The organism is Solibacillus sp. NPDC093137 (assembly GCF_050280445.1).
Classification (GTDB): Bacteria; Bacillota; Bacilli; order Bacillales_A; family Planococcaceae; genus Solibacillus; species Solibacillus isronensis_B.
The window spans coordinates 688,313-709,398 of the sequence record NZ_JBNNVH010000001.1 but is presented as its reverse complement, the minus strand read 5'-3'; the positions used below and the strand labels follow the sequence as shown (position 1 = coordinate 709,398).

Annotated in this window: 20 protein-coding genes; 2 read left to right on the top strand and 18 right to left on the bottom strand. The window is 36.6% G+C overall.

The window, feature by feature from the left end; genetic code table 11:
• Nucleotides 1-128: 128 nt before the first annotated feature.
• Complete coding sequence (locus ACQKN3_RS03670) at nt 129-533, top strand: DUF4440 domain-containing protein (protein ID WP_427711579.1); 405 nt, start codon at nt 129-131, stop codon at nt 531-533.
• Between the two features lie 41 nt (nt 534-574).
• The gene (locus tag ACQKN3_RS03665; protein WP_427709454.1) at nt 575-1,024 is read left to right on the top strand and encodes a histone acetyltransferase; all 450 of its coding nucleotides are present in this window, start codon (nt 575-577) and stop codon (nt 1,022-1,024) included.
• Nucleotides 1,025-1,086: 62 nt separating this feature from the next.
• On the opposite strand, the gene ACQKN3_RS03660 is transcribed toward ACQKN3_RS03665, so the two are convergent.
• The 18 genes from ACQKN3_RS03660 to ACQKN3_RS03575 form a co-directional block, all read right to left on the bottom strand.
• Complete coding sequence (locus ACQKN3_RS03660; RefSeq protein ID WP_427709452.1) at nt 1,087-2,886, bottom strand: prolyl oligopeptidase family serine peptidase; 1,800 nt, start codon at nt 2,884-2,886, stop codon at nt 1,087-1,089.
• 213 nt (nt 2,887-3,099) lie between these two features.
• Nucleotides 3,100-3,705 carry an ABC-2 transporter permease gene (locus ACQKN3_RS03655; protein ID WP_427709450.1) on the bottom strand — a complete coding sequence of 202 codons (606 nt, stop codon included), beginning with the start codon at nt 3,703-3,705 and terminating at the stop codon, nt 3,100-3,102.
• On the bottom strand, nt 3,698-4,564 hold the full coding sequence (locus ACQKN3_RS03650) for an ABC transporter ATP-binding protein (RefSeq protein WP_340718554.1): 867 nt from the start codon (nt 4,562-4,564) through the stop codon (nt 3,698-3,700). Before ACQKN3_RS03650 ends, ACQKN3_RS03655 begins: the two co-directional genes overlap by 8 nt.
• A 5-nt stretch (nt 4,565-4,569) precedes the next feature.
• A complete protein-coding gene (locus tag ACQKN3_RS03645) occupies nt 4,570-4,941 on the bottom strand; it encodes a GntR family transcriptional regulator (protein ID WP_340718555.1) in 372 nt (123 codons plus the stop codon).
• A gap of 391 nt (nt 4,942-5,332) precedes the next feature.
• Entirely contained in the window at nt 5,333-5,947 is a 615-nt protein-coding gene (locus tag ACQKN3_RS03640; RefSeq protein WP_427709448.1) for a TetR/AcrR family transcriptional regulator, read from the bottom strand.
• 41 nt (nt 5,948-5,988) lie between these two features.
• The gene (locus ACQKN3_RS03635; protein WP_340718558.1) at nt 5,989-7,158 is read right to left on the bottom strand and encodes a thiolase family protein; all 1,170 of its coding nucleotides are present in this window, start codon (nt 7,156-7,158) and stop codon (nt 5,989-5,991) included.
• A gap of 84 nt (nt 7,159-7,242) precedes the next feature.
• Complete coding sequence (locus ACQKN3_RS03630) at nt 7,243-7,641, bottom strand: MaoC/PaaZ C-terminal domain-containing protein (protein ID WP_427709446.1); 399 nt, start codon at nt 7,639-7,641, stop codon at nt 7,243-7,245.
• Nucleotides 7,638-8,087 (bottom strand): MaoC family dehydratase N-terminal domain-containing protein, encoded by a 450-nt coding sequence (locus ACQKN3_RS03625; protein ID WP_008403997.1) that lies wholly within the window; start codon nt 8,085-8,087, stop codon nt 7,638-7,640. The genes ACQKN3_RS03630 and ACQKN3_RS03625 overlap by 4 nt, the downstream gene beginning before the upstream one ends.
• Nucleotides 8,088-8,104: 17 nt before the next feature.
• The gene (fabG, locus tag ACQKN3_RS03620) at nt 8,105-8,869 is read right to left on the bottom strand and encodes a 3-oxoacyl-ACP reductase FabG (RefSeq protein ID WP_427709443.1); all 765 of its coding nucleotides are present in this window, start codon (nt 8,867-8,869) and stop codon (nt 8,105-8,107) included.
• Nucleotides 8,870-8,969: 100 nt separating this feature from the next.
• Nucleotides 8,970-9,971 (bottom strand): MBL fold metallo-hydrolase, encoded by a 1,002-nt coding sequence (locus ACQKN3_RS03615; protein WP_427709441.1) that lies wholly within the window; start codon nt 9,969-9,971, stop codon nt 8,970-8,972.
• Between the two features lie 66 nt (nt 9,972-10,037).
• Complete coding sequence (locus ACQKN3_RS03610) at nt 10,038-11,660, bottom strand: ABC transporter substrate-binding protein (RefSeq protein ID WP_427709439.1); 1,623 nt, start codon at nt 11,658-11,660, stop codon at nt 10,038-10,040.
• 37 nt (nt 11,661-11,697) lie between these two features.
• On the bottom strand, nt 11,698-12,537 hold the full coding sequence (locus ACQKN3_RS03605) for an ABC transporter permease (protein WP_082990822.1): 840 nt from the start codon (nt 12,535-12,537) through the stop codon (nt 11,698-11,700).
• 110 nt (nt 12,538-12,647) lie between these two features.
• Nucleotides 12,648-13,595 carry an ABC transporter permease gene (locus tag ACQKN3_RS03600; RefSeq protein WP_427709436.1) on the bottom strand — a complete coding sequence of 316 codons (948 nt, stop codon included), beginning with the start codon at nt 13,593-13,595 and terminating at the stop codon, nt 12,648-12,650.
• Nucleotides 13,592-15,631, bottom strand: a complete 2,040-nt coding sequence (locus ACQKN3_RS03595) for a dipeptide ABC transporter ATP-binding protein (protein WP_427709434.1) — start codon at nt 15,629-15,631, stop codon at nt 13,592-13,594. The genes ACQKN3_RS03600 and ACQKN3_RS03595 overlap by 4 nt, the downstream gene beginning before the upstream one ends.
• 32 nt (nt 15,632-15,663) lie before the next feature.
• Complete coding sequence (locus ACQKN3_RS03590) at nt 15,664-17,211, bottom strand: long-chain-fatty-acid--CoA ligase (RefSeq protein WP_340718566.1); 1,548 nt, start codon at nt 17,209-17,211, stop codon at nt 15,664-15,666.
• Nucleotides 17,212-17,292: 81 nt separating this feature from the next.
• Nucleotides 17,293-18,504 carry an MFS transporter gene (locus tag ACQKN3_RS03585; RefSeq protein WP_427711577.1) on the bottom strand — a complete coding sequence of 404 codons (1,212 nt, stop codon included), beginning with the start codon at nt 18,502-18,504 and terminating at the stop codon, nt 17,293-17,295.
• 325 nt (nt 18,505-18,829) lie between these two features.
• Nucleotides 18,830-19,996: an acyl-CoA dehydrogenase family protein gene (locus ACQKN3_RS03580; protein WP_008404007.1), complete on the bottom strand. Its 1,167-nt coding sequence runs from the start codon at nt 19,994-19,996 to the stop codon at nt 18,830-18,832.
• A 268-nt stretch (nt 19,997-20,264) separates the two neighbouring features.
• Complete coding sequence (locus ACQKN3_RS03575) at nt 20,265-21,035, bottom strand: hypothetical protein (RefSeq protein ID WP_427709432.1); 771 nt, start codon at nt 21,033-21,035, stop codon at nt 20,265-20,267.
• Between the last annotated feature and the right edge of the window lie 51 nt (nt 21,036-21,086).

Below are 21,086 nucleotides of genomic sequence, written 5' to 3'. Positions count from 1 at the left end.
CGTTGTGCATATAAATATTCCTTTTTATTACCATGAAGGTTTGAAGATATCTTCTAATTTAGAGGATTTAAATTGAAAAATCTAGAAATAAGTTAAGGTGTACATAAAAAAGTTAGGTGGTAATTGTGATGATAGAGAATTTAAAAGAGCATTTACAGCAGTTAGAGGAAAGCCATACCGGATTAGAAGTTAGAAGGAGTATAGAAAAGCTTGATGCAATTTTAGCAGATGACTACTTTGAGATTGGCAGCTCCGGTTATATTTATGATAAAAAAGAGTGTCTTGAAACGGGTGTTGTTTTGACAGATATGAAGCTGTACAACTACGAAATCTATCCGCTCGCTCATGACATTGTCTTAGCTACTTATTTTTTAGTCGATACAACGAGAGAAAGAAATACACTGCGTAGTTCAATATGGAAATTGATTGATGGGCATTGGCAGCTCTATTTCCATCAAGGAACAATCACGCCTCTTCAATTAACTAGTTTTACTAGCAGTTCATCAACAGATAATTTGAATGTATCCAAATGATGAGAAGGTGGCTATGGGCAATCTCTATCGGTGTCATTGTTTTGGGTTGGTTTGTTTTTGATATGTGGCAAGAGTCTAGCAGAGATGCCATTATAGGAACAGCTTTGAGTAGTAATATTGATACGATTTCAGTAAGAGATACCAAAACAAATGAAGAAATTTTAGTATTTACGGATTCGGATTCTGCTTTTACTCCTATGGTTGAAATCTACAGGTTCCCCTATGTACAGTTGGAACGGCCAGATAATAAGATATTTAAAGAAGAGCCACTGCTCGAAATCGAATACTTACAAGAAAACGAAGTCAAGTATGTAGTGAGGGTCCATCAATTTAATAGTAAGCCAGCACTAGCACAGCAATTGGAAGACAGTTACATGTATTCTCCGGGAAATAATGATAAAGTGTATCTATTTGAAGTGAAAGGCAATGATCAGCTATTAAAACTGAATGACGGCTTAAAAACGCTAATCGATATCATTACTTCTAAGTAAAAAACAGCGACAATCACTCTTGTATAATGATTGTCGCTTATTATAATTTTATCTAGTACTAGTTATGCTTTCACTTTAGATTCTACAAATTGGCTGAAGAATGAAAGGATTTTTTGGTAAACTGCAATTTCATTTTCTTTTTTAGAGAATCCATGACCTTCATCTTCAAGAAGCATATATTCGACTTCACGCCCTTTATCTTTCAGCGCCTGCACAATTTGATCCGACTCCTCTTTTACAACTCGCGGATCGTTTGCTCCTTGGATAACGAGCATTGGTTTTGTCATTGTCTCTAAATACGTAATCGGAGAATATTCGATAAATTTTTCTTTGTCTCTTTCTGGATTTCCTACCCATTGATCCATCATGGGTTTCCAGTCTTCCGGAACCGAATTGACAAATGAAAACAAATCCGATGGTCCAAAGATATCGACTACCGCTTTGAAATAATCCGCATGACGTCCGTGAAGCAGTAAGGCCATATAGCCACCATAGCTTCCACCCATCAATAAAATATTACCCTTTTCTGCATAACCCTTATCAATAAGCCAATCCAGACCTGCGACATTATCAAGTCGCGGACCATATCCCCAATCTCCGTTTACCATTTTCGTGAAAGCTAATCCATAACCTGTTGATCCACGGAAATTTGGCGCAAATATACTATAGCCATTATTTAAAAAGAACTGGAACGAAGCTCTAAAGAATTTTCGCTCTGCAGCTTGTGGACCACCATGTGGCCAGAAGATGATTTCCCCATTATCATTTTCCTTTTTCGCTTTGAAGAATAAAGATTCAATTTCCAGCCCATCAAAAGAAGGATACGTAATAACTTCAGGCTCCACTAATTCGCTTTGGTCGACACCCGGAACTGCATATTGCGTAAGAGGAATCCATTCATTATCTGTCAATCGGTAAATATTATCCGGTTTAGTAGCAGTACCGCCTAAAACATATAAATTTCCTGACTTCGTGACAACAAGCTTATCGATCGTGCTACATGGCGTTTGTATTTTCTGCCACTCATTTGAAGACAAATCATACATGTATACAGTATCTTCTACACCTTTTTCACTGACAATATATAAGCGCTGTTTATGTTGGTCATATTTCAGAGTAGTGAAGCCTTCATTCTCAATATCTTTTACTTTAATAAATTCATTTGTTTCTAAATTATACGAAGCTAAGTATGTAAAATCTGCGTTGTAGTCCGTTAAAAAATAAACAAGATCATCTGTTGCGAAACATGCATCACTAACCGTGTGCTGAGAATCGGTAGAGGGTGTCAGCAAAGTATGGTTGTTCTCCCGTTTTGCATACAACAGTGTATGTGTATTTGAATACGCCGTCATATAAAGGAGCGTTTCTTCATTCGGGCTTAAACCAACGTTTAACGTAGGTGTCGTTTTTCCTTCTAAGACTAATTCTTCCTCCCCTGTCTCCAGGTCATATTTATACGTATTCAAAAAAGAAGGATTTCCTTTTGAAGAAGTGTAGTAAAGCTTTTTCCCGTCTTCTGAAAGGATCATTCCAGTATTGCGTGTTCCTTCTTCATGAATAATTGGTTGTAATGTACCGCCATGAAGAGGCAACCCGTAAAATTGTGTATTTTCATTGCCATCGTCATCAAAACCAGCAAGGATGAATCGTCCTTGTTTATCATACAGAAGACCTTGGCAGCTCTGGTTATTGAATGTCAGCTGTGTCGGGAATGTACCAGGCAGATTCATTGCCCATAAATTATACTTTCCGCTTAAATTTGTACTGAAAATGAGTTGACTTTCATCTGGACTTACCGCAAAATCTCTTATTGAAAATGTCCTTAAAAACTGCTCTGCCCCTGGTTTAGGAAATGAAACCATATTGAATACTCCTCCTTTATAATAAAAAACTGAATTAATACTAAATTACCATAAATATACTATTAGAGAAACAAATAAGTAATTCGCAAGGAAATTGTAAGCATTAATTCCTAATTACCAACTAAAAAAGCAAACCCGCACGATGCGAAGTTTGCTCTTTGAATTGCTAATGAATTATTTAAATTTCACATTCAGTATGGATAGTATCTTTACTTATAACGCCTTTCGCTGGTAAATGCTGTTGGTAACCAACCAAGAACCAACATAGAGTGTGATGACGACAATTGTTGCTCCTGTATATAAAGCAAGGGTGGATAAATTAATAATAACATCCTTTATAATGGTCAATTGGTCTGTTAAAAATAACACAATAGACGGTCCGACTGCTGTTAAAAGGAGAAAACTAATCAATACAGCCGGAAAAATATAACCTGGTTTAAATAAATAAAATAATGGGAAGGTAAAGGAAGCAAATAATAAAAATAAACTACAGCCAATCGCAATGTGTGTTAGTGTAAAAGGTTTATTGAAAACAAACAATGTGAGACTTGTCACACCAATTGCTAAAACCATATAGATAATAGCACCGATATAGCGTGATGCGATAATTTCCGAACGTGTATAAGGTAAGGAATTTAACAATATGTTCGTCTCTACTTTTTCATCGTAAGCATATGTGTTAAAGGGAATAAGAATACTGGCAACAAGAAAGATCATAACTGGATTTGCTTCCATTATAATAAAGAAAATGACACAAGGAATAAAAAGTAATAGCTGTTTTTTCTGTAATATGACATCACGTCTGATTAGATTAAACATGTTGTATTCCCCCTTTCAAGTAATACATGATCTCTTCCAGCGAGGCTTGATCAATGGCAACGGTGTCTCCGAAAATTCTTTGTACTCCTTTGATATCATCCGTTAATGCTTCAAATCCTGTTAATGCACGGTGAACATGAATAAAAGCCTTTTCAGTGTCGCGATCCAGAAGTTCCAATCTTCCTTTAACAAGTGCATAGTTTTCAACTACATCAAGAATAGACTGATTAAATATTAATTCCCCCTTCTGAATGAGAGCGATATAATCTGCAATACGGTCTAAATCGGATGTAATATGTGTGGAGAAGAAAATGGTACGATCTCCATCCACCATTAACTCCTGTAAAAGCTCCAAAAGCTCTCGTCTAAAAATGGGATCTAAACCTGCTGTTGGCTCGTCCATAATAATAAGTTCCGCATGATGGGATAGTGCTATGGCCAATGATGCCTTCATTTGCATTCCTTTTGAAAATGTCTTTATTTGTTTATTCAGCGGCAATTCAAATTTTTCCAAGTATTGATGAAATAGTGATTCATCCCAGCGTTTGTATGCAGGGCCCACGATGCGCTTTATATCTTTTAAGTTCAGCCCTTCAAAAAACACATTGCCATCGTAAACAAACCCAATGCGCTCTTTAATCGCCTTCTCATGATTCATGTAATCCAAACCGAAAAGCTTAATTTCACCGACATCCGGTCTTAATAGATTCATCATCATTTTTATCGTAGTCGATTTACCCGCACCGTTTGCCCCAATAAAGCCTGTTATAAAGCCTTTCTTCACTTCTAAATTTAGATTTTTAACAGAAAAACCTTTAAACTTTTTCGAAACATTTGTAAGTTCAACAACATTCTCCATTCAAATCACTCCTCATATAAAATTTTTAATAAGTCTTGTAATTCTTCAAGTGAGATGCCAATTTCTCTGCTATTCGTGATGACCAAGCTCATTTGCTCCTCAATGACTTTCAATTTCTTTTCTTTTATGACTTCTAAATTTTGCTCTGCAACAAAGGACCCTTTTCCGACAATCGAATAGATAAAGCCCGCCTTTTCTAATTCCTCGTAAGCACGCTTCGTTGTGATTACACTAATTTGCAGTTCTTTGGCAAGATTACGCATGGAAGGTATTGCTTCCCCCTCATGCAATTCACCTGCTAAAATGGCGGATTTAATCTGATTTGTAATTTGTTCATAAATTGGTTCCTTAGAAATGTTTGAAATAATTATTTGCATGCCAATCCCTCATTTTTACTTATTAAAAATCAATTAAAATTGTGTTCTTTATTACTTGTTTTAACAGTTAAGCCGTAATATAAAATGTGAAACATCCAAATAATCACAAACCTTTTTGTATAATGTATATATACTATAAGCACATTATATACATACCTCCAATATTAGTTCAACCATTTTTTGTAAACATAACTTGTTGCCACTGTAAAAAAATCTATAAAAAAGCCACATAACCTTGTTTTCACAATGTCTGTGGCTAATTTTTTAATTTACAAATTTTGAACGGATAAAAAAAAAGAGTAACACAGATGCCTGTTTACTCTTTTGCTCGTAATTTGTCCATAAATTTCTTTTCGTGCATTGGCTAATATTTCTATAATTATATTCCCTTTTAAAAAATACTTCCGCTGAAGTTTCCATTCTTATATCCCGTAGTGTTTGTAGCTTTATTTATTCCATTTAATATCATTTCCATATAAGTACTCACAAGCTCTTCTTCTGTTACTTCTCCATCCGGATTATACCAATTATATGAACGGTTAACCATGCCGAGGATGCCAAAGATAACAATATCACTTCTAAGATCTTCCCTGAATTCTCCTTTTTCAATACCTTCATCAAAAAGCTTTTCGAGATTTATACGAAACTCTTTTCGGTAATCATTGATTAACTTTAATTGCTTATCATCCAGATGCCGAAACTCCCGATGAAATACTCTTGCGCTCTTACCATGTACTTTAATATTTTTTATAATTAAATGAATTAATTTATTTATTTTTACTATACTGCTTAGATATTCATCATTTAAAATCACTTCTTGTTCGGCTAATAACTCTTTAATATAATTTAAGTGAATATCCATTAATAATTCCTGTTTACTTTTAAAGTAATAATAAAAGGTACCCTTTGTCACACCGATCGTATCAATAATATCTTGAATGGAAGTTTTGCTGAACCCCTTTTTATCAAAGAGGTCTATACTTTCTTTAAGAATTCTTCCGCGCATTTAATTTACTCCTCAAGTCATTATTTTTTTACAATTTTAGTTCACTCCCTTTCGATTACTAAAGAGATTCCTTGGCCTCCACCGATACAAGCTGTAATAAGGGCGAATTTCCCAGCCGATCGTTTCAATTCATATACAGCTTTTGTTATTAAAATTGCGCCTGTTGCACCTAATGGATGCCCATGTGCAATTGCTCCGCCATTAACATTTAGTTTTTCCGGATCTATTCCCAATTCCCGGTCACAGGCGATTACCTGTGCAGCAAACGCCTCGTTCAATTCAATAATGTCCATATCGGATAAAGAAAGATTCAACTTCTCTAATAATTTTTTCGTTGCCGGTACGGGACCAATTCCCATGATATTAGGGTCTACTCCTGCAACGGTTGATCCTTTAATCGTGGCTAATGGTTGAATCCCTAATTCATCAGCCTTCTCTCGAGACATAATGACCATTGCTGATGCTGCATCATTCAGTCCGGAACTACTGCCTGCTGTGACTGTTCCATCTCTTTGGAAAGCCGGCGATAGCTTTGCCAATGCAGCTAACGTTGTATTTGGACGCGGATGCTCATCTTTGTTAAAAAGAATCGGCTCACCTTTACGAACAGGGATACTAATTGGAACTATTTGTTCATCAAAACGCCCTTCATTAATTGCAGTTGCCATTCTTAGTTGACTTCTTAATGAATACTCATCTTGTTCCTTTCTTGTAATATCATATTTTTTTGCAAGGTTTTCTGCAGTAGTTCCCATGCCCGGGTTTCCGATTTCTTCAGGAGCAAGTAATGTTTTACGATACCTTGGCGGGATTGAACTGTATGCTTGTTCTGGACGCTCATATTGATATGGTGCGCGGCTCATGCTTTCAATCCCCCCGGCAACATATATATCACCTGCACCAGATTGTATCGCTTGGGCAGCTAATGCAGCTGCATTAATACCTGAACCACATTGCCTGTCTATGGTTAACCCCGGTATGTTGACAGATAAACCGCCCTGTAAAGCTGTTAATCTAGCAATATTGCCGCCACCACTTAAAACATTTCCTAAAATCACATCATCTATCATTTCTGGATTAAGATTCACTCTCTTGATTGCTTCTTTAATTACTTCCCCTCCATACAGATGAGCAGGAAGACTTGCTAATGCCCCACCTTGTTTTCCAATTGCCGTACGAACAGCTGATACAATGACAGCATCTCTTTTCATATATGGTCTCCTTATTATCAGTTTATATATAAAGGATTTGCCCCTGCCCCTATCCTATTTGAAATCGAGACAAACCCTTTTTAATTAATAACGTTCAAATATTAATTTTCCCTTAACCACAGCTTTTTGATGCTGGTTTATTGCTTTCACATCAAAGATTAGTGATTGATCCACTTTATCCACTAAATCGGCTTTTAAAGTAAGAACGTCATTTAAAAACACCATTCCTGAAAATCGAATATTATAATCTTTTATATAGCCCTCTTCATAATAAGCCGTAAACAGCTTCGAAAGATTGCCCATCGTCCACATACCATGAGCAATAATTCCTGGTAGACCAGCTTTTTTAGCTTCTTCATCAATTGTATGAATCGGATTAAAATCACCGGAAGAACCTGAGTACTTGATTAAATCCATTCTCGATACTGGTTCTAGTATCGTTTCAAGAGATTCACCTTTTCTTATATCTGCTAAAACTGTCATACGTTTAAGGACCTCCTTACCGTTTCCGTGATGATTGTGATTGACTCTTCAGTGAATATTAATCTTCCATCTCTGTCTTCACCATACCGTGTCATCTTCAGGAAGCCCATTTTTCCGGTGCTGCCTTCTTTTTCATAGTAATCTTCTATTTTCGAGTAGCAATAGACTTCCTCTCCAACCAAAAGAGGTCGTTCATAATGATATATTTGTTCACCATGTATTAATCCTTTTAACGGTAATTTGAGACCATCGATATAGCCAGATCTTAGTACCCTTGGAAATGTAGGGGGAGCAATATTTGTACCATATCGTGATTGTTTACCAATCTCTTCATCAGTATAGATTGGATGATTATCTCCAATGGATTCAGCAAATCTTCTTACAAGCTCTCTTTCGATCACATTTCTCACTTTATTTGAAGTTAGTCCAATATACTCTGTATACAAAACTTCATCCCTCCTCTTTAATTTGTCGGTCCGCCAGCCACATAGAGTACTTGCCCGTTTACAAATGAGGAATTTTCATCGGCAAAGAAAGCAACTGCATTTGCGATATCTCTAGGCTTTCCAACTCTGCCAACAGGTATTTTACTGGCACCTGCCTTTAGGAAATCTTCAAAAGGTACGCCGATTCGCTCTGCAGTAGCTTTCGTCATATCTGTCTCGATAAAACCAGGTGCAACTGCATTTGTAGTAATGCCAAATTTCCCGAATTCTCTCGCCAGTGTTTTTGTCAGACCTTGCAACCCAGCTTTAACCGTTGAATAGTTTGCTTGGCCGGGGTTCCCTAATGCTGAAGTTGAAGAAATATTAATAATTCTTCCATACTTCTGCTGAACCATGTATTTTTGTGCTGCACGCGTTGTATTAAAGGCACCTTTTAAGTGAACATCGATTACCTGATCCCAGTCATTATCTGTCATTTTAAATAGTAAGTTATCGCGGATAATACCTGCATTGTTAACCAAAATATCAATTGATCCATATTCCTTCATTACCTGTTCCATCGCGGCCTCAACTTCATGTGAATTCACAACATTTGCCTGTAGAGCTAAAATGTCGAATCCTTTTTCTTTAAATTCAGACTGTACATTTAGTAATGCTTCCGTATCAATATCAATTATGGCTATTTTTGCTCCTTCTTCAGTAAAAGTTTCTGCAATGCTTTTCCCTATACCGCGACTACCACCAGTTATAAATGCAACTCTATTTTCAAATCTTCCAGTCAAATAAATTCCTCCTGCCTTATCTACTAAAATTTTGTGTCTTAACATTTTATTAGTAGTTTTAAAGAATTATTCAGATAAACGAAACATTATGCTTTTTTCACTAATTATTTACTAATCGGTACTTAAATACTCCATTTTGTTTTTCTGAAATGACAATATTCCGTTCTTCTAATAAATCCAGTACACTTATAATTTCAAACAAAAATGTAATTACAGCTTTCTCATACCTTCCCCGGTACATGTCTTGTATAATTTCAAATCCGGTTGCAGCACCATTTGCTTTTTTTAGTGTATTAATCACACGACTTACACGATGTTCTATATTGCTTATATGTCCGTCAATTGCTCCATTTAAATCGGAAATAATCGGGCCATGTCCTGAAAAGGTAAAGTTGGCAGAAAGTTTCCTACACTTTTCTAAATTTTTTAAATATTGGATTAAGGGTTTTGCACGCTTATTTCCGGGTTTAGGTGCATCCATCCACATTCCACCATGGACCCCTTTGATAATGTGATCTCCACAAACGAACAGTTGCTCATCTGCGCAATAAAAAGAAATATGATCCTGTGAATGACCTAACGTTTCTATAACTTGAAATGAGGGTAAACCCGGTACCATGTCTCCCTCCTCTAGTACCTCATGAACAGATGCATTTTGGAAGTAATCCCGATGTCCCTTTCGAAACGCTGACTTGATAGCCATATCTTCTGTTAAACCAAATTCTATGAATAAGTTGTGAAAAAATTCAGAGCTCCATTCTATATAGCTTTCATCCTTTAAAATCATTTCAGTATCTTTATGCGCAAAAATCTTAATAGTAGGATTCTTCTCTAAAATCCAGTCGACAAGACCTGTATGATCATTATGGTGATGTGTTAATACAATTTGTTCAAGATCGGTTATTTCAACACCTAGTCGATGCAGGCCATTATTGAGATCATCCCACCCCTGTTTATTTTTTAGGCCGGCATCAATAAGGGTTAACTTCTCTCCAAACACAACATATGAATTTACCGGACCAATCGGGAAGTTGGTTGTTAACTCTATTTTTTCTATCCTTTGCAAAGTACTCATTCCTTCTTTTATCGGAATTTTTCTCACATACCTTCCATGTGACGATATATTTTTAACACAAATAGTATCCAACCTTCTAAAATGATTAATATGTTATTTATCCAACCAAATATCTTTAAAATAGCCGTATCCGTAGGAAGCATGCGGATATGAATCTCTGACATAAGGCTGTATCGGAGTCTTCGTATAATAAGTAGTGATTGGAATTGGATTGACTACATTTTCTAAAACATAGCGTTGAATATCATAGACATATTTTTTTCTTTCCTCTACATCCAGTATTGTTCTCTGTTCATCAAGCATTTTGTCTAATTCAGGGTCACTGATGTTATACCAGTTTCTGGAACCATTTGTGTGTAGTTGTGTACGAAGCCATTCATCCGGCTCCTGGAAATATGTTTGGTAGCCTACACCCATGTCATAATCGACATTCGGCCATTTTTCCGAAAAGTAAGCAGCATATTCAACCAACTCTATTTCGACATTAATACCCACGTTTCTTAAATCTTCCGCAACCCATTGTGCGACACGCACTAGTTGTTCTCCGTAGCCATTCGTTACCATCATGGTCGTATCAAAACCATTTGGATACCCAGCCTCTGCCAGTAGCTTTTTTGCCTCTTCTGGGTTATATGATAATAATTTTTCTCTCTCTTCTAAAGGTAAGGCCCAATCACCTAATGAAGGATTGACTGGTCCACTCGTTTCACCGCCGCCGTAGATAGCCTTAACCATTGATTTTCGGTCAACAGCCATACTAATGGCTTTCCGTACCCGTAAATCCGTAAAAGGTTCTCTTTCCATATTCATATACAACTGTTCCTGCGTAGCAAACAGAGCTTCAAAAATTTTGATATTTGGATTTGTTTTTTGTAATTGTGTTATTTCTTCAGGGGATAGTCCACCTATAGAATCTGCCTGACCTGTACGAAATGCTGCTATCCGTGAGCCCTGTTCCGGTACGACTTTATAAATAATTTCATCTAAATACGGTTTGCCTTCTTCATAATAATTCGGATTTTTTTTGTAAGTAGCCTGCACGTTATCTTCCCATTTTTCTAACACAAATGGACCTGTTCCAATGGCGTCAGTTGCTAAATCAACTTTCCCATCAATCGCTTCCTTAGGTAAAATCCACATGAAATGGTTTGCCATGAAATTTAAAAACGGAGCAAATGGCTGTTTTAATGTAAAGACTACTGTTTGATCATCTTGCGCCACGATACTTTCTACTACAGATAATAATGCTGCTTGATGACCAGGCAAATTGATGATTCTTTCCATTGTCGATACAACGTCCTCTGCCGTTAACTGTCTGCCATTTACCGGCTCTACATCATGCCAATATGCCTCTCGAAGATGGAACGTATAAGTCTTTCCATCATCAGATACTTCCCAACGCTCTGCAAGATCCGGCACAACATTATAATCTGTATAAGCAGCATCCGGTCCTGTTTCATAAGTAACTAGCTTGTTATAAACTAATCCTGCAAGCATATGTGTATAAATTGATGACTGACGATGAGGATCGAGCATATCAGGATCTGCAGGTGTAAGAATGGTATAGGTTCCACCACTTTTCGGTGCGGTTGACCCACCTCCATCATTGTCATCTGGCTTTTCATCTGATGATTCGTTAGCGGAGCAAGCACTAATTACTAGTACTAATAATCCTAAAACGAACACATAGATTATGGATTTCAGTTTTTTATCCATAAGTATTTCCTCCTAAGGGAAAATTGTTATTAACTGCCTAAGACATTTTAGGATCAAGGAAATCCCGAAGTGCATCTCCAAATAAGTTAAATGCCAAAACTAGTATACATAAGGCTAAACCAGGGAAAAGCACGAGCCATGGTGCACTTTCCATGTATCTACTCGCATCACTCAACATTAACCCCCAGGATGGATTCGGTGGTGGAGTTCCTATTCCAAGAAAACTAAGTGATGCTTCAGCAATAATTGTTTGACCAAAAGCAAGACTTGCCATGACAATGATTGGTGCCATCATATTTGGCAATCCATGTCTCATAATGATTCGAAATGAACCTGCACCGACCGAACGAGACGCTTCTACATAATTAGATTCACGGATTCTCATCATTTCCCCTCGAACAATCCTAGCAAAACGAGGTATCTCGATAATCACCAAAGCTATAATTACATTCTGGATGGCAGGTCCCAATAAAGCCGCAATAAACAAAGCAAGAATTAAAGCTGGAATTGACATAATTGCATCCATTATTCTTTGAATTACTAAATCGATTACCCCACCAAAATATCCAGAAATCATTCCAATTAATGTTCCTAATACAATTGAAATAACAACTGTTACAATTCCAACAAGTAACGATATTTGTGAACCAAAAATTAGACGACTAAACACATCACGTCCTAAATCATCAGTGCCCATCACATGTTGTGAGTTTGGTGCTGCCAAAAATGCTGTACGATCTTGACTAATTGGGTCAAACGGTGCAATGAAAGGTGCAAATACAGCGACGGCGAAAACTAAAAGAATAATTAAAAGAGATATAAAGCCAATTTTTTGTGTTTGAATAAAGCGTTTACAATCCTCTTTAAATTTTTTCAAGTGTATGTTCCTGCTCGCCTTTATACTCTCTTTTGGCAACTCAGAGTCTATTTGTATTTGAGACAAATGAATCACTTCCTTTTCTTGAAACAAGAATATTGAGGCATTTTTTATTTAGTTCTAATTCGTGGATCTACCCAACCGTACATCACATCCACTATTAAATTTACTAATAAAAACATCGCTCCAAAGACCAGTACGGTTGACTGAACAACTGGATAATCTCTCACTAATACAGTTTCAAAAATCAAACTGCCTAGACCTGGGAGTGCAAAAATTGATTCCAGTACTACAGTTCCTCCAAGCAGATATCCAATTTGTAAACCAATTAAAGTAATAACCGAAATCAACGAGTTTCTAAGGGCATGTTTGAATATTACAACCGCTTCTTTCGCACCTTTTGCCCGCACCGTTCTGATAAACTCCGAATGCAGTACTTCAAGGACAGCCGATCTTGTCATACGAACAATACTGGCACTCAGTGTAATTGCTAGACAAATTGCGGGTAAGAACATTTGCTGTAGATTAACAATAGGATTTTCTGCGAATGATTGATAACCAAGTGGTGGAATCCAATTGAAAGACAGTGATAATACAGTTAATAAGATAAGTCCCAGCCAGAAGCTTGGAATAGATAATCCTCCAATTGAAATTACTTTTAAAAAATGATCTATAAATGTATTTCGTTTAACAGCGGAAATAACTCCAATCGGAATACCGATAATGATGGCTAAAACAATTGCCATTAGCGCTAGTTGTATAGTTACGGGAAGTCTGTCTAATATAATCTGGGATACTTCCTTACCTGACCAAAGAGAACTACCCAAATCTCCTTGAAGCGCATTTTTACCCCAATCTATTAGTTGACCGAAAACACTTTTATCTAGACCCATTTCAGCTTTCAATGCAGCCATTTGTTCAGTTGTTGCACCAGAGTTAGCCAACTGAAGGGTCACAACGTCACCAGGTACCGCTCTCATAATAATAAAAATGAAGGTTGTCATAATTAATAGTACGAATATCCCAAAAATTAAGCGCCTAACAATATAGTCAATCATATGTGTGACACCTCCTTATAGAAATGACAGGCAACAGTATGACCTTCTGTAATGTCCATTAGTTCAGGTTTTTCTATTTTACAAAGATCCATTGCAAAAGGACATCTCGTATGAAATTTACAGCCACTTGGAGGATTTGATGGACTTGGTACTTCACCACTTAGGATAATTCGATCTGGTTTAATATTCGGATTAGGATTTGGCACAGCGGAAATAAGTGCCTTTGAATATGGATGGAGCGGTTCTGTAAATAAAGTTTGTGAATCGGTCACTTCTACAATTTCTCCTAAATACATGACAGCTATTCTATCTGAAATATATTTGACTACCGTTAAATCATGAGAGATAAATAAATAAGATAACCCTAGTTTCAACTGAAGATCTTTTAATAAATTTAAAATTTGGGCTTGAACAGAAACATCTAATGCGGACACAGCCTCATCACAAATCAGAAGTTCTGGTTCAGTTGCCAAAGCTCTTGCTATACCAATTCTTTGCCTTTGACCTCCTGAAAATTGATGAGGAAATTTATTCATATCATTTTTAGATAGCCCTACAATTTCAAGCAGCTCTCCTACCCGTTGACGCTTTGAACTTCCTTTTGCTAGATTGTGCACTTCTAATGGTTCCCCAATAATATCGAGAATGGTCATCCTCGGATTTAGAGAACTATAAGGATCTTGAAAAACAAATTGAACCCGCTTCCTCAGAACTTTTTTCTCTTTTCTATTAATATTTGATAATTGTTTTCCATCAAAACTTACTTCCCCATCCGTTGAGTCAATAAGACCTGTTATTAATCTTCCAACAGTTGATTTACCACAGCCGGATTCACCTACAAGACCAAGAACTTCACCTTTGTGAATATTCAGTGTTACACCATCCACTGCCTTAACGTGTCCGATTGTTCTTGACAGTATTCCTTTTGTGATAGGAAAGTATTTTTTTAAGTCTGTTACTTCCAATAAATTCTTTTTACTGATTAAATGTTGATTGAGCTCAAAGACTGGCTCATTTTCTTCCGTTAAAATTGGCCCCTCCCAATTTCCTGTCAGGTTAGGATCTGCAATCCAACACTTGCTTTCTCGACCATTTGCTAATTTAAAAAGTGGTGGTTCCTCACTTTTGCACTTATCAGTAGCAAAAGGACATCTTGGATGAAATCGGCAACCAGCTGGAATTTCTGTTAAACTTGGAACATTTCCTTTTATCGTGAGCAGTTTTCGTTCTTTACTTGTATCAATTTTTGGAATACTTTTCATTAATGCTTCTGTATACGGGTGTTGAGGTTTATTAAACAAATCCTTCACATTCGACTGTTCTACAACCTGCCCCGCATAGACAACAACTACTTTATCCGCCATTTCCGCTACAACACCTAAATCATGTGTAACAAGGATAATCGCTGTTCCAAACTGGGTTTGCAAATCTTTCAGTAATTGCAGAATCTGTGCCTGGACAGTCACATCAAGAGCTGTTGTAGGTTCATCTGCAATAATTAAACTAGGTCTGCATGCAAGAGCTATGGCAATCATTACTCTTTGTCTTTGACCACCCGATAATTGATGTGGGTAGGCATTAATACGGCTCTCAGGGTCCGGAAGTCCAACTAACCTTAATAGTTCTAGTGCTCGTTCCTGCAATTCATTTTTACTAAGTGTTTCATGAATTTTAATCGTTTCGGTAATCTGATCACCGATTGTGTATACAGGGTCTAAGCATGTCATCGGATCCTGAAAGATCATGGCAATTTCATTTCCTCGAATTTTTCGAATTTCATCATTACTTATATTTTTTAAATTTAAATTATTAAACAGGATTTTCCCGGAAGTAACTTCTCCATTACTATCCAACAAACGTAAAATTGAAAGTGCCGATACGCTTTTACCAGAACCTGATTCACCTACGATTGCAACTGTTTCACCTTTAGCAATATTAAATGAAATACCATCAACAGCTTCTAGGTTACCTTTTCTTGTCTTAAAAACCGTCTGCATTTCCTCTACTTGGAGTAGTGTGTCATTTTTCCCAGTCATTCGAATGCCTCCTTTCAATTAAACTACTTATATTAATCTAATATCAGGTTAGCAAATTGTTCTCTCAGCTTAATTTTCATGATTTTCCCAACACCATTTTTCGGAAGTTCCTGAATGAATTCAATATGACGAGGTGTCTTATATTTAGCTAAATTTTGTTGGCAGTATCCGATTAATTCACTAGCACTTACTTCTGCATCCGGCTTTTTCACAATACAAGCAACAATTTCTTCACTCATTTTTTCGGAAGGAACACCAATCACCGCAGCTTCCAAAACAGCTTCATGTTTAACTAGCAATTCCTCTAAATCCCTCGGATAAATATTAAATCCGCCTCGAATAATTAAATCCTTTTTACGATCTACAATGTACAGATAGCCTTCATCATCCACTTTTGCCATATCCCCTGTATGAAGCCATCCATTTTGTAGTGCCTTTTTTGTTTCTTCTTCATTTTTAAAATAACCAGGCGTTACATTATCGCCTTGTACTAATAATTCGCCGACATCCCCAACTGGTACTTCATCCCCATCTTCATCCACGATTTTAATGTTTACACCTGGCATTGGTACTCCTACAGAACCTTCTTTAATCGGCATATCATTACGTTGTGTAGCAACTCCTGGCGATGCTTCAGAAAGTCCATACGCATCTCTTACCTCAGCCCCAAATTTTTCTTTAAACTTATGACGTAAGCTAACTGCTAGTGCAGCAGCCCCCGATCCAACTGTTTCTAAACTAGATAAGTCATATTTATAGGCATTCGGATGATAATACATCGCATGCACCATAGCCGGGACAGCAGCAAAGGATTTCACTTTAAATTTTTCAATAACCTTAAATACCTCTTCGGCATCGAATTTATCAAAAATAACAACTGAGCTACCTAGCAAAAACATACTGTTCATAATGCCAAAACCATAAATATGGGCTAGAGGAAGTACACCTAGAGTAGTACTTCTTATTTCGTCCTCCGCTCTAAGTTTTAATCCTGACATTGAATTTGAGTAGAGATTTCTATGCGTTAACATAACTCCCTTCGGTATACCTGTAGTGCCGGATGTATAAAGGATGACGGCAACATCTGATTCTTTTAACTCTAAAGGAGTATTTTCATAAACTGATATATTAGAAAGGGCTTTTTTCCATTCAATGATTTGAAACTCTTCCTGTATATCTTCCTCTCTTGGTTGATCAATGCAAATAATCTTCGGTTTAACAGATAAATCACTGGATGCATTTTTTAATTTTTGCAATAGAACAGATGATGTAATAATAACTTTTGCTTCAGAATTCTTTAAAATAAAGTTGATTTCATTTTCATGTAAAAGATACATAGCTGGTACAATGATGCCACCAACTCCTAATACTCCTTGGTAAGAGAAAATAACTTCGGGACAATTTGGCATACAAATTAACACCCGATCTCCTTTTTCCACTCCGAGAGAATGGACAAGACTAGAAACTTTCTTACAAATAATTTCCGTTTCAGTATTTGTATAAGTTTTATCATAGAAATACAGAAGGTTATACTCACCAAAATTCTCAATATTTCCACCCAATAATTCAGTTAGTAACATGTTACCCTCCTAACTTTTATTTACTATTTTCATAGTATTTTTCGCATTAAAGCGCTTACATTTTAAGACCAATAGTTTCGATTATGAGTTACTAGTATCTTTGTGTAGAGATATTTCAATTTTTTGTTGGTAAGTTATCAAAAATGCAATACCTAATAGAATTACTGTTATGACAGCAGAAGTTATAAATGGAGCCGATACGAGATATATGAATACCCAGCCCCCCCAAAGAGGTCCAAGTATTCTCCCTAAACTATCCATTGATTCTTGGAGGCCTAATGTAATACCTCGCCCCATCTCAGTACGTTTTGATAACATCGCTATAGTAGTCGGCCGAACCAATGATTGCCCAAAACCAGTAAAAACACATCCTAAAATTGCTACCCATATTAATGGCGCAAAACTAATTAAACAATAGCCAATTGCCGTAAAGGATAAGCCAATTTTTGTAATCGTATCTTCATCCCATAATTCATAACATTTTTTTAGTAAAAAGAATTGTACCAAGACAGAAGTTCCAGCTTGTGCGCTAAAGGCCATACTTACAAAGATTGGGGTAGCTTCAAATTTTGCTATTAGATAATATCCAAGTAGACCGAAAAAACTCGAAGCTGCAATGGACAATCCAAGTATGATCATATAATGATTCCAATATCCGTTTTTCGTAACCATTGTAATAGATTTCCAAAAGGAAACTGTTTCATTATTGCCTGCAAAAGTATTCTGAGTTTCTTTATTATCATTATTTATCGAATCTCGGATGTAAAAATGGGCAAAAGGTAGAGTTATTAAAGCTAGTGATCCTGCAATAATAAAAGGTACTACGACTCCAAAGGGAGAAAATAACCCTCCAATAGCTGGACCACACAAAAAGCCAAGTCCATTCACTGCCCCCATTTTCGCGATAGTTTGATTTCTAAACTCTTTTCTAGTGTGATCAGCTACCATCGAAAAAGCTGCAGTTTGAGTACCAGATGATATTGCTGCACCAATTAATCGAACTAAAAGCAATTGCCAATAATTTTGAGCCAAAATTAGTAACAGGAATGCTACACCAAAGCCAAAAACGCCAATCATTAGAACGGGTTTTCTCCCTATTTTGTCAGCTAAACGACCCCATATCGGTGCAGTGATTAACTGGGAAACTGCCCAAATTATGATTAACGATGACATTTGAACTGATGAAAGCCCCAAATCATCTGCTAAGAATGGTAATGTAGGAAGTACTATTCCATAACCTGTCATCGTTAAAAACATTATGAATCCTAGTAGAAAGAACGCCTTCCTTTCCATCATCTATATTCATCTTCTTTCAATTTAATAAAAAAGCGGGGACGCTCGCTTAGCCCTGACACAAGTTGGAGACTCTGACATGGAGGCGGTTTTGCCTCCATCGGAAGAGCCGAAGCGCAAGGCGGTGCTGGCATTTACTTTAATCTGAAAAATATAGTAATGATAATTGTTATTCTACCCACACTATTTCGGATTAAATTTTTTTATTTGGCAAACTAACTATTCATCTAGAGCCACACTTATTAACTAACCGGTTAGTATTACTACCGCATAATAACTGACTAGTTAGTATGTTAAAGAAATATATGAGTAGAAGCTGCCTTAATTAAAGTAACTCTCCAACTTTTGCATGACCTTTCAATAAATTTCTTGCAATCGTTCTGCGCTGAATTTCATCTGTTCCTTCGAAAATTCGGTATAATCTTAATTCTCTATACCATCGTTCAATCGGTAATTCCTTTGTATATCCCATTCCACCATGGATCTGAAGAACACGATCGACCACTTGATTTGCCATAATTGCGCCATTTAGTTTTGCCATAGATGATTGATGACGTGGATCCATACCATTTTCAGCCATCCATGCAGCTCTAAATACGATCCATTTTGCTGCTTCAATTTCAACTGCTGAATCTGCAATCATCCATTGGATTGCTTGACGTTCTGCAATAGGTTTACCAAAAGTAACTCGTGTTTTTGAATAGTCGATGGCCATTTGCAATAAGCGTTCTGCAGCACCGATTGCACCAGCAGGAATCATATATCTCCCTTGACCTATCCACTGCATACCTAAATTAAAACCTTGACCCAGTTCTCCTAAAATATTTTCTTCAGGAACACGAACGTTATCAAATACTAATGTTGCTGGTCCCCATTCGCCCATTGTGTAAATATATTCCGACTTCCAACCCATTTCTTTATCTACAAGGAAACAAGTTACTCCGCCATTCGCGCCTTTTTCTTTATCTGTCACTGCAAATACCATGGCAAAGTCTGCTTCATTTCCATTTGTAATAAATACTTTCTCACCATTTAACACCCAATGGTCGCCATCTTTAACTGCTCTCATTTGAATACCTCTTGCATCTGACCCCGCATCAGGTTCGGTTAAAGCAAAGCAAGAACGTCTTTCACCATTAATGGTAGGGATTAAATATTTCTGTTTCTGTTCCTCGTTACCTAAATAAAGGATATTATCAGCAGAACCACCAAAGTTGAATGGTACAAATGTTCTTCCTAATTCCATTGCAATCAACACTGACATAATTGGTCCTAAATTTGCTCCACCGTATTCCTCAGGCGTATTAATGCCCCAAAATCCAATTGCCTTTGCCTTTTCTCTTAATTCTTTTATTTTTTCATTAGAGATACCAGGTCTGCCTTCCCTTTCATTTTTTAATACTTCTTGCTCCAAAGGCTTCAGTTCTTTATTCACAAAATCTCTAACTGTTTTTTGAATCATTTTTTGTTCATCATTTAGCGTAAAATCCATTAATAACATCTCCTTGTAAATGAAATTATTTGAGTACGAAATTGTTAAATAATATTCACAATTTTATAGAATACTCAGTTACAACACGTTATGAATCTAACGGTTTATATATGCGAGAAATTTTAAAGCGCTTTCATTTTTAAAACTGGACTTTTAATAAAAAAAGAAACCCAAAAGAATGAAAACTTCCGGGTTTCTTAACAGATTTCGTATCAAATTATTTTTGTTCGAAGCGTATAAAATTTGCTCTTTAAATGCGTATAAATATTTATTTAAACTTCACAATCCAAGGTAATGTATCTTCACCAAAATCCGTCATTGTGTATAAATAATTTTCCTTTTGCCATTTCGCCATTGTGCCTGTTTGTTCGGCATCTACATGTAAATAACCATAATCTTTTGGTACCGGAAGCATATTCGTTTCTAAAAATTCGACTGTTTCCTTTGCTGTGAGCAAGCTTTCCTCAGCTTTTTCCGTCAATGACCGTGCAATAATTGCCCAGCGCCCTTCATTCCAACTAGTAAATTGAGAGCCAACTCCCGCATCCTGGTAACCTGTAATTCCATATCCTAAATCGACAGCTTGTCCACTATCGAAAACGGTTTGATCAATCTCATCACTCGCCAAATCCTTTGAATCGTAATTGGTAATTGTTAATTGACCGATGTAAGTCCCATCTTGTTTAATCGCCTTATCGTTTATCGACATTTTAGAGGGCGTTTCATAGAAATTTAATGTTATGACATCACTATCAGTCGTTGTTATCGCTGTTAAATAGCTGCCCTTTGAAACAGGAAAATCAGTTGGTATATCGACATCCCAATTGCTCGGAATAATACTTTGAAAATCTTCAGTTGTTGAAGAAACTTCTGTCGGTTGACTCGAACCCGACTCATCCTTACTCGGAGAATTTGTTGTATCTACTTCACTAGACTTTGTATCTGTTGCAGAATCCTGATCGGCTGTTGTGCTATTATTCGTTTCTTCACATGCTGCAAGAAGAAAAATGCTTAATATAAATGGTACATATTTTTTCAAGATCTCACTCCTCAAGTTTGGCTTGTATAAATTATCATACAATTTTCAAAC

Excerpts from the sequence above, each read along its gene's own strand:
- ACQKN3_RS03670 (WP_427711579.1), top strand. The coding sequence starts at position 129 with ATGATAGAGAATTTAAAAGAGCATTTACAGCAGTTAGAGGAAAGCCAT.
- ACQKN3_RS03660 (WP_427709452.1), bottom strand. The coding sequence starts at position 2,886 with ATGGTTTCATTTCCTAAACCAGGGGCAGAGCAGTTTTTAAGGACATTT.
- ACQKN3_RS03655 (WP_427709450.1), bottom strand. The coding sequence starts at position 3,705 with ATGTTTAATCTAATCAGACGTGATGTCATATTACAGAAAAAACAGCTA.
- ACQKN3_RS03650 (WP_340718554.1), bottom strand. The coding sequence starts at position 4,564 with ATGGAGAATGTTGTTGAACTTACAAATGTTTCGAAAAAGTTTAAAGGT.
- ACQKN3_RS03645 (WP_340718555.1), bottom strand. The coding sequence starts at position 4,941 with ATGCAAATAATTATTTCAAACATTTCTAAGGAACCAATTTATGAACAA.
- ACQKN3_RS03640 (WP_427709448.1), bottom strand. The coding sequence starts at position 5,947 with ATGCGCGGAAGAATTCTTAAAGAAAGTATAGACCTCTTTGATAAAAAG.
- ACQKN3_RS03635 (WP_340718558.1), bottom strand. The coding sequence starts at position 7,158 with ATGAAAAGAGATGCTGTCATTGTATCAGCTGTTCGTACGGCAATTGGA.
- ACQKN3_RS03630 (WP_427709446.1), bottom strand. The coding sequence starts at position 7,641 with ATGACAGTTTTAGCAGATATAAGAAAAGGTGAATCTCTTGAAACGATA.
- ACQKN3_RS03610 (WP_427709439.1), bottom strand. The coding sequence starts at position 11,660 with ATGGATAAAAAACTGAAATCCATAATCTATGTGTTCGTTTTAGGATTA.
- ACQKN3_RS03600 (WP_427709436.1), bottom strand. The coding sequence starts at position 13,595 with ATGATTGACTATATTGTTAGGCGCTTAATTTTTGGGATATTCGTACTA.
- ACQKN3_RS03595 (WP_427709434.1), bottom strand. The coding sequence starts at position 15,631 with ATGACTGGGAAAAATGACACACTACTCCAAGTAGAGGAAATGCAGACG.
- ACQKN3_RS03590 (WP_340718566.1), bottom strand. The coding sequence starts at position 17,211 with ATGTTACTAACTGAATTATTGGGTGGAAATATTGAGAATTTTGGTGAG.
- ACQKN3_RS03585 (WP_427711577.1), bottom strand. The coding sequence starts at position 18,504 with ATGGAAAGGAAGGCGTTCTTTCTACTAGGATTCATAATGTTTTTAACG.
- ACQKN3_RS03580 (WP_008404007.1), bottom strand. The coding sequence starts at position 19,996 with ATGGATTTTACGCTAAATGATGAACAAAAAATGATTCAAAAAACAGTT.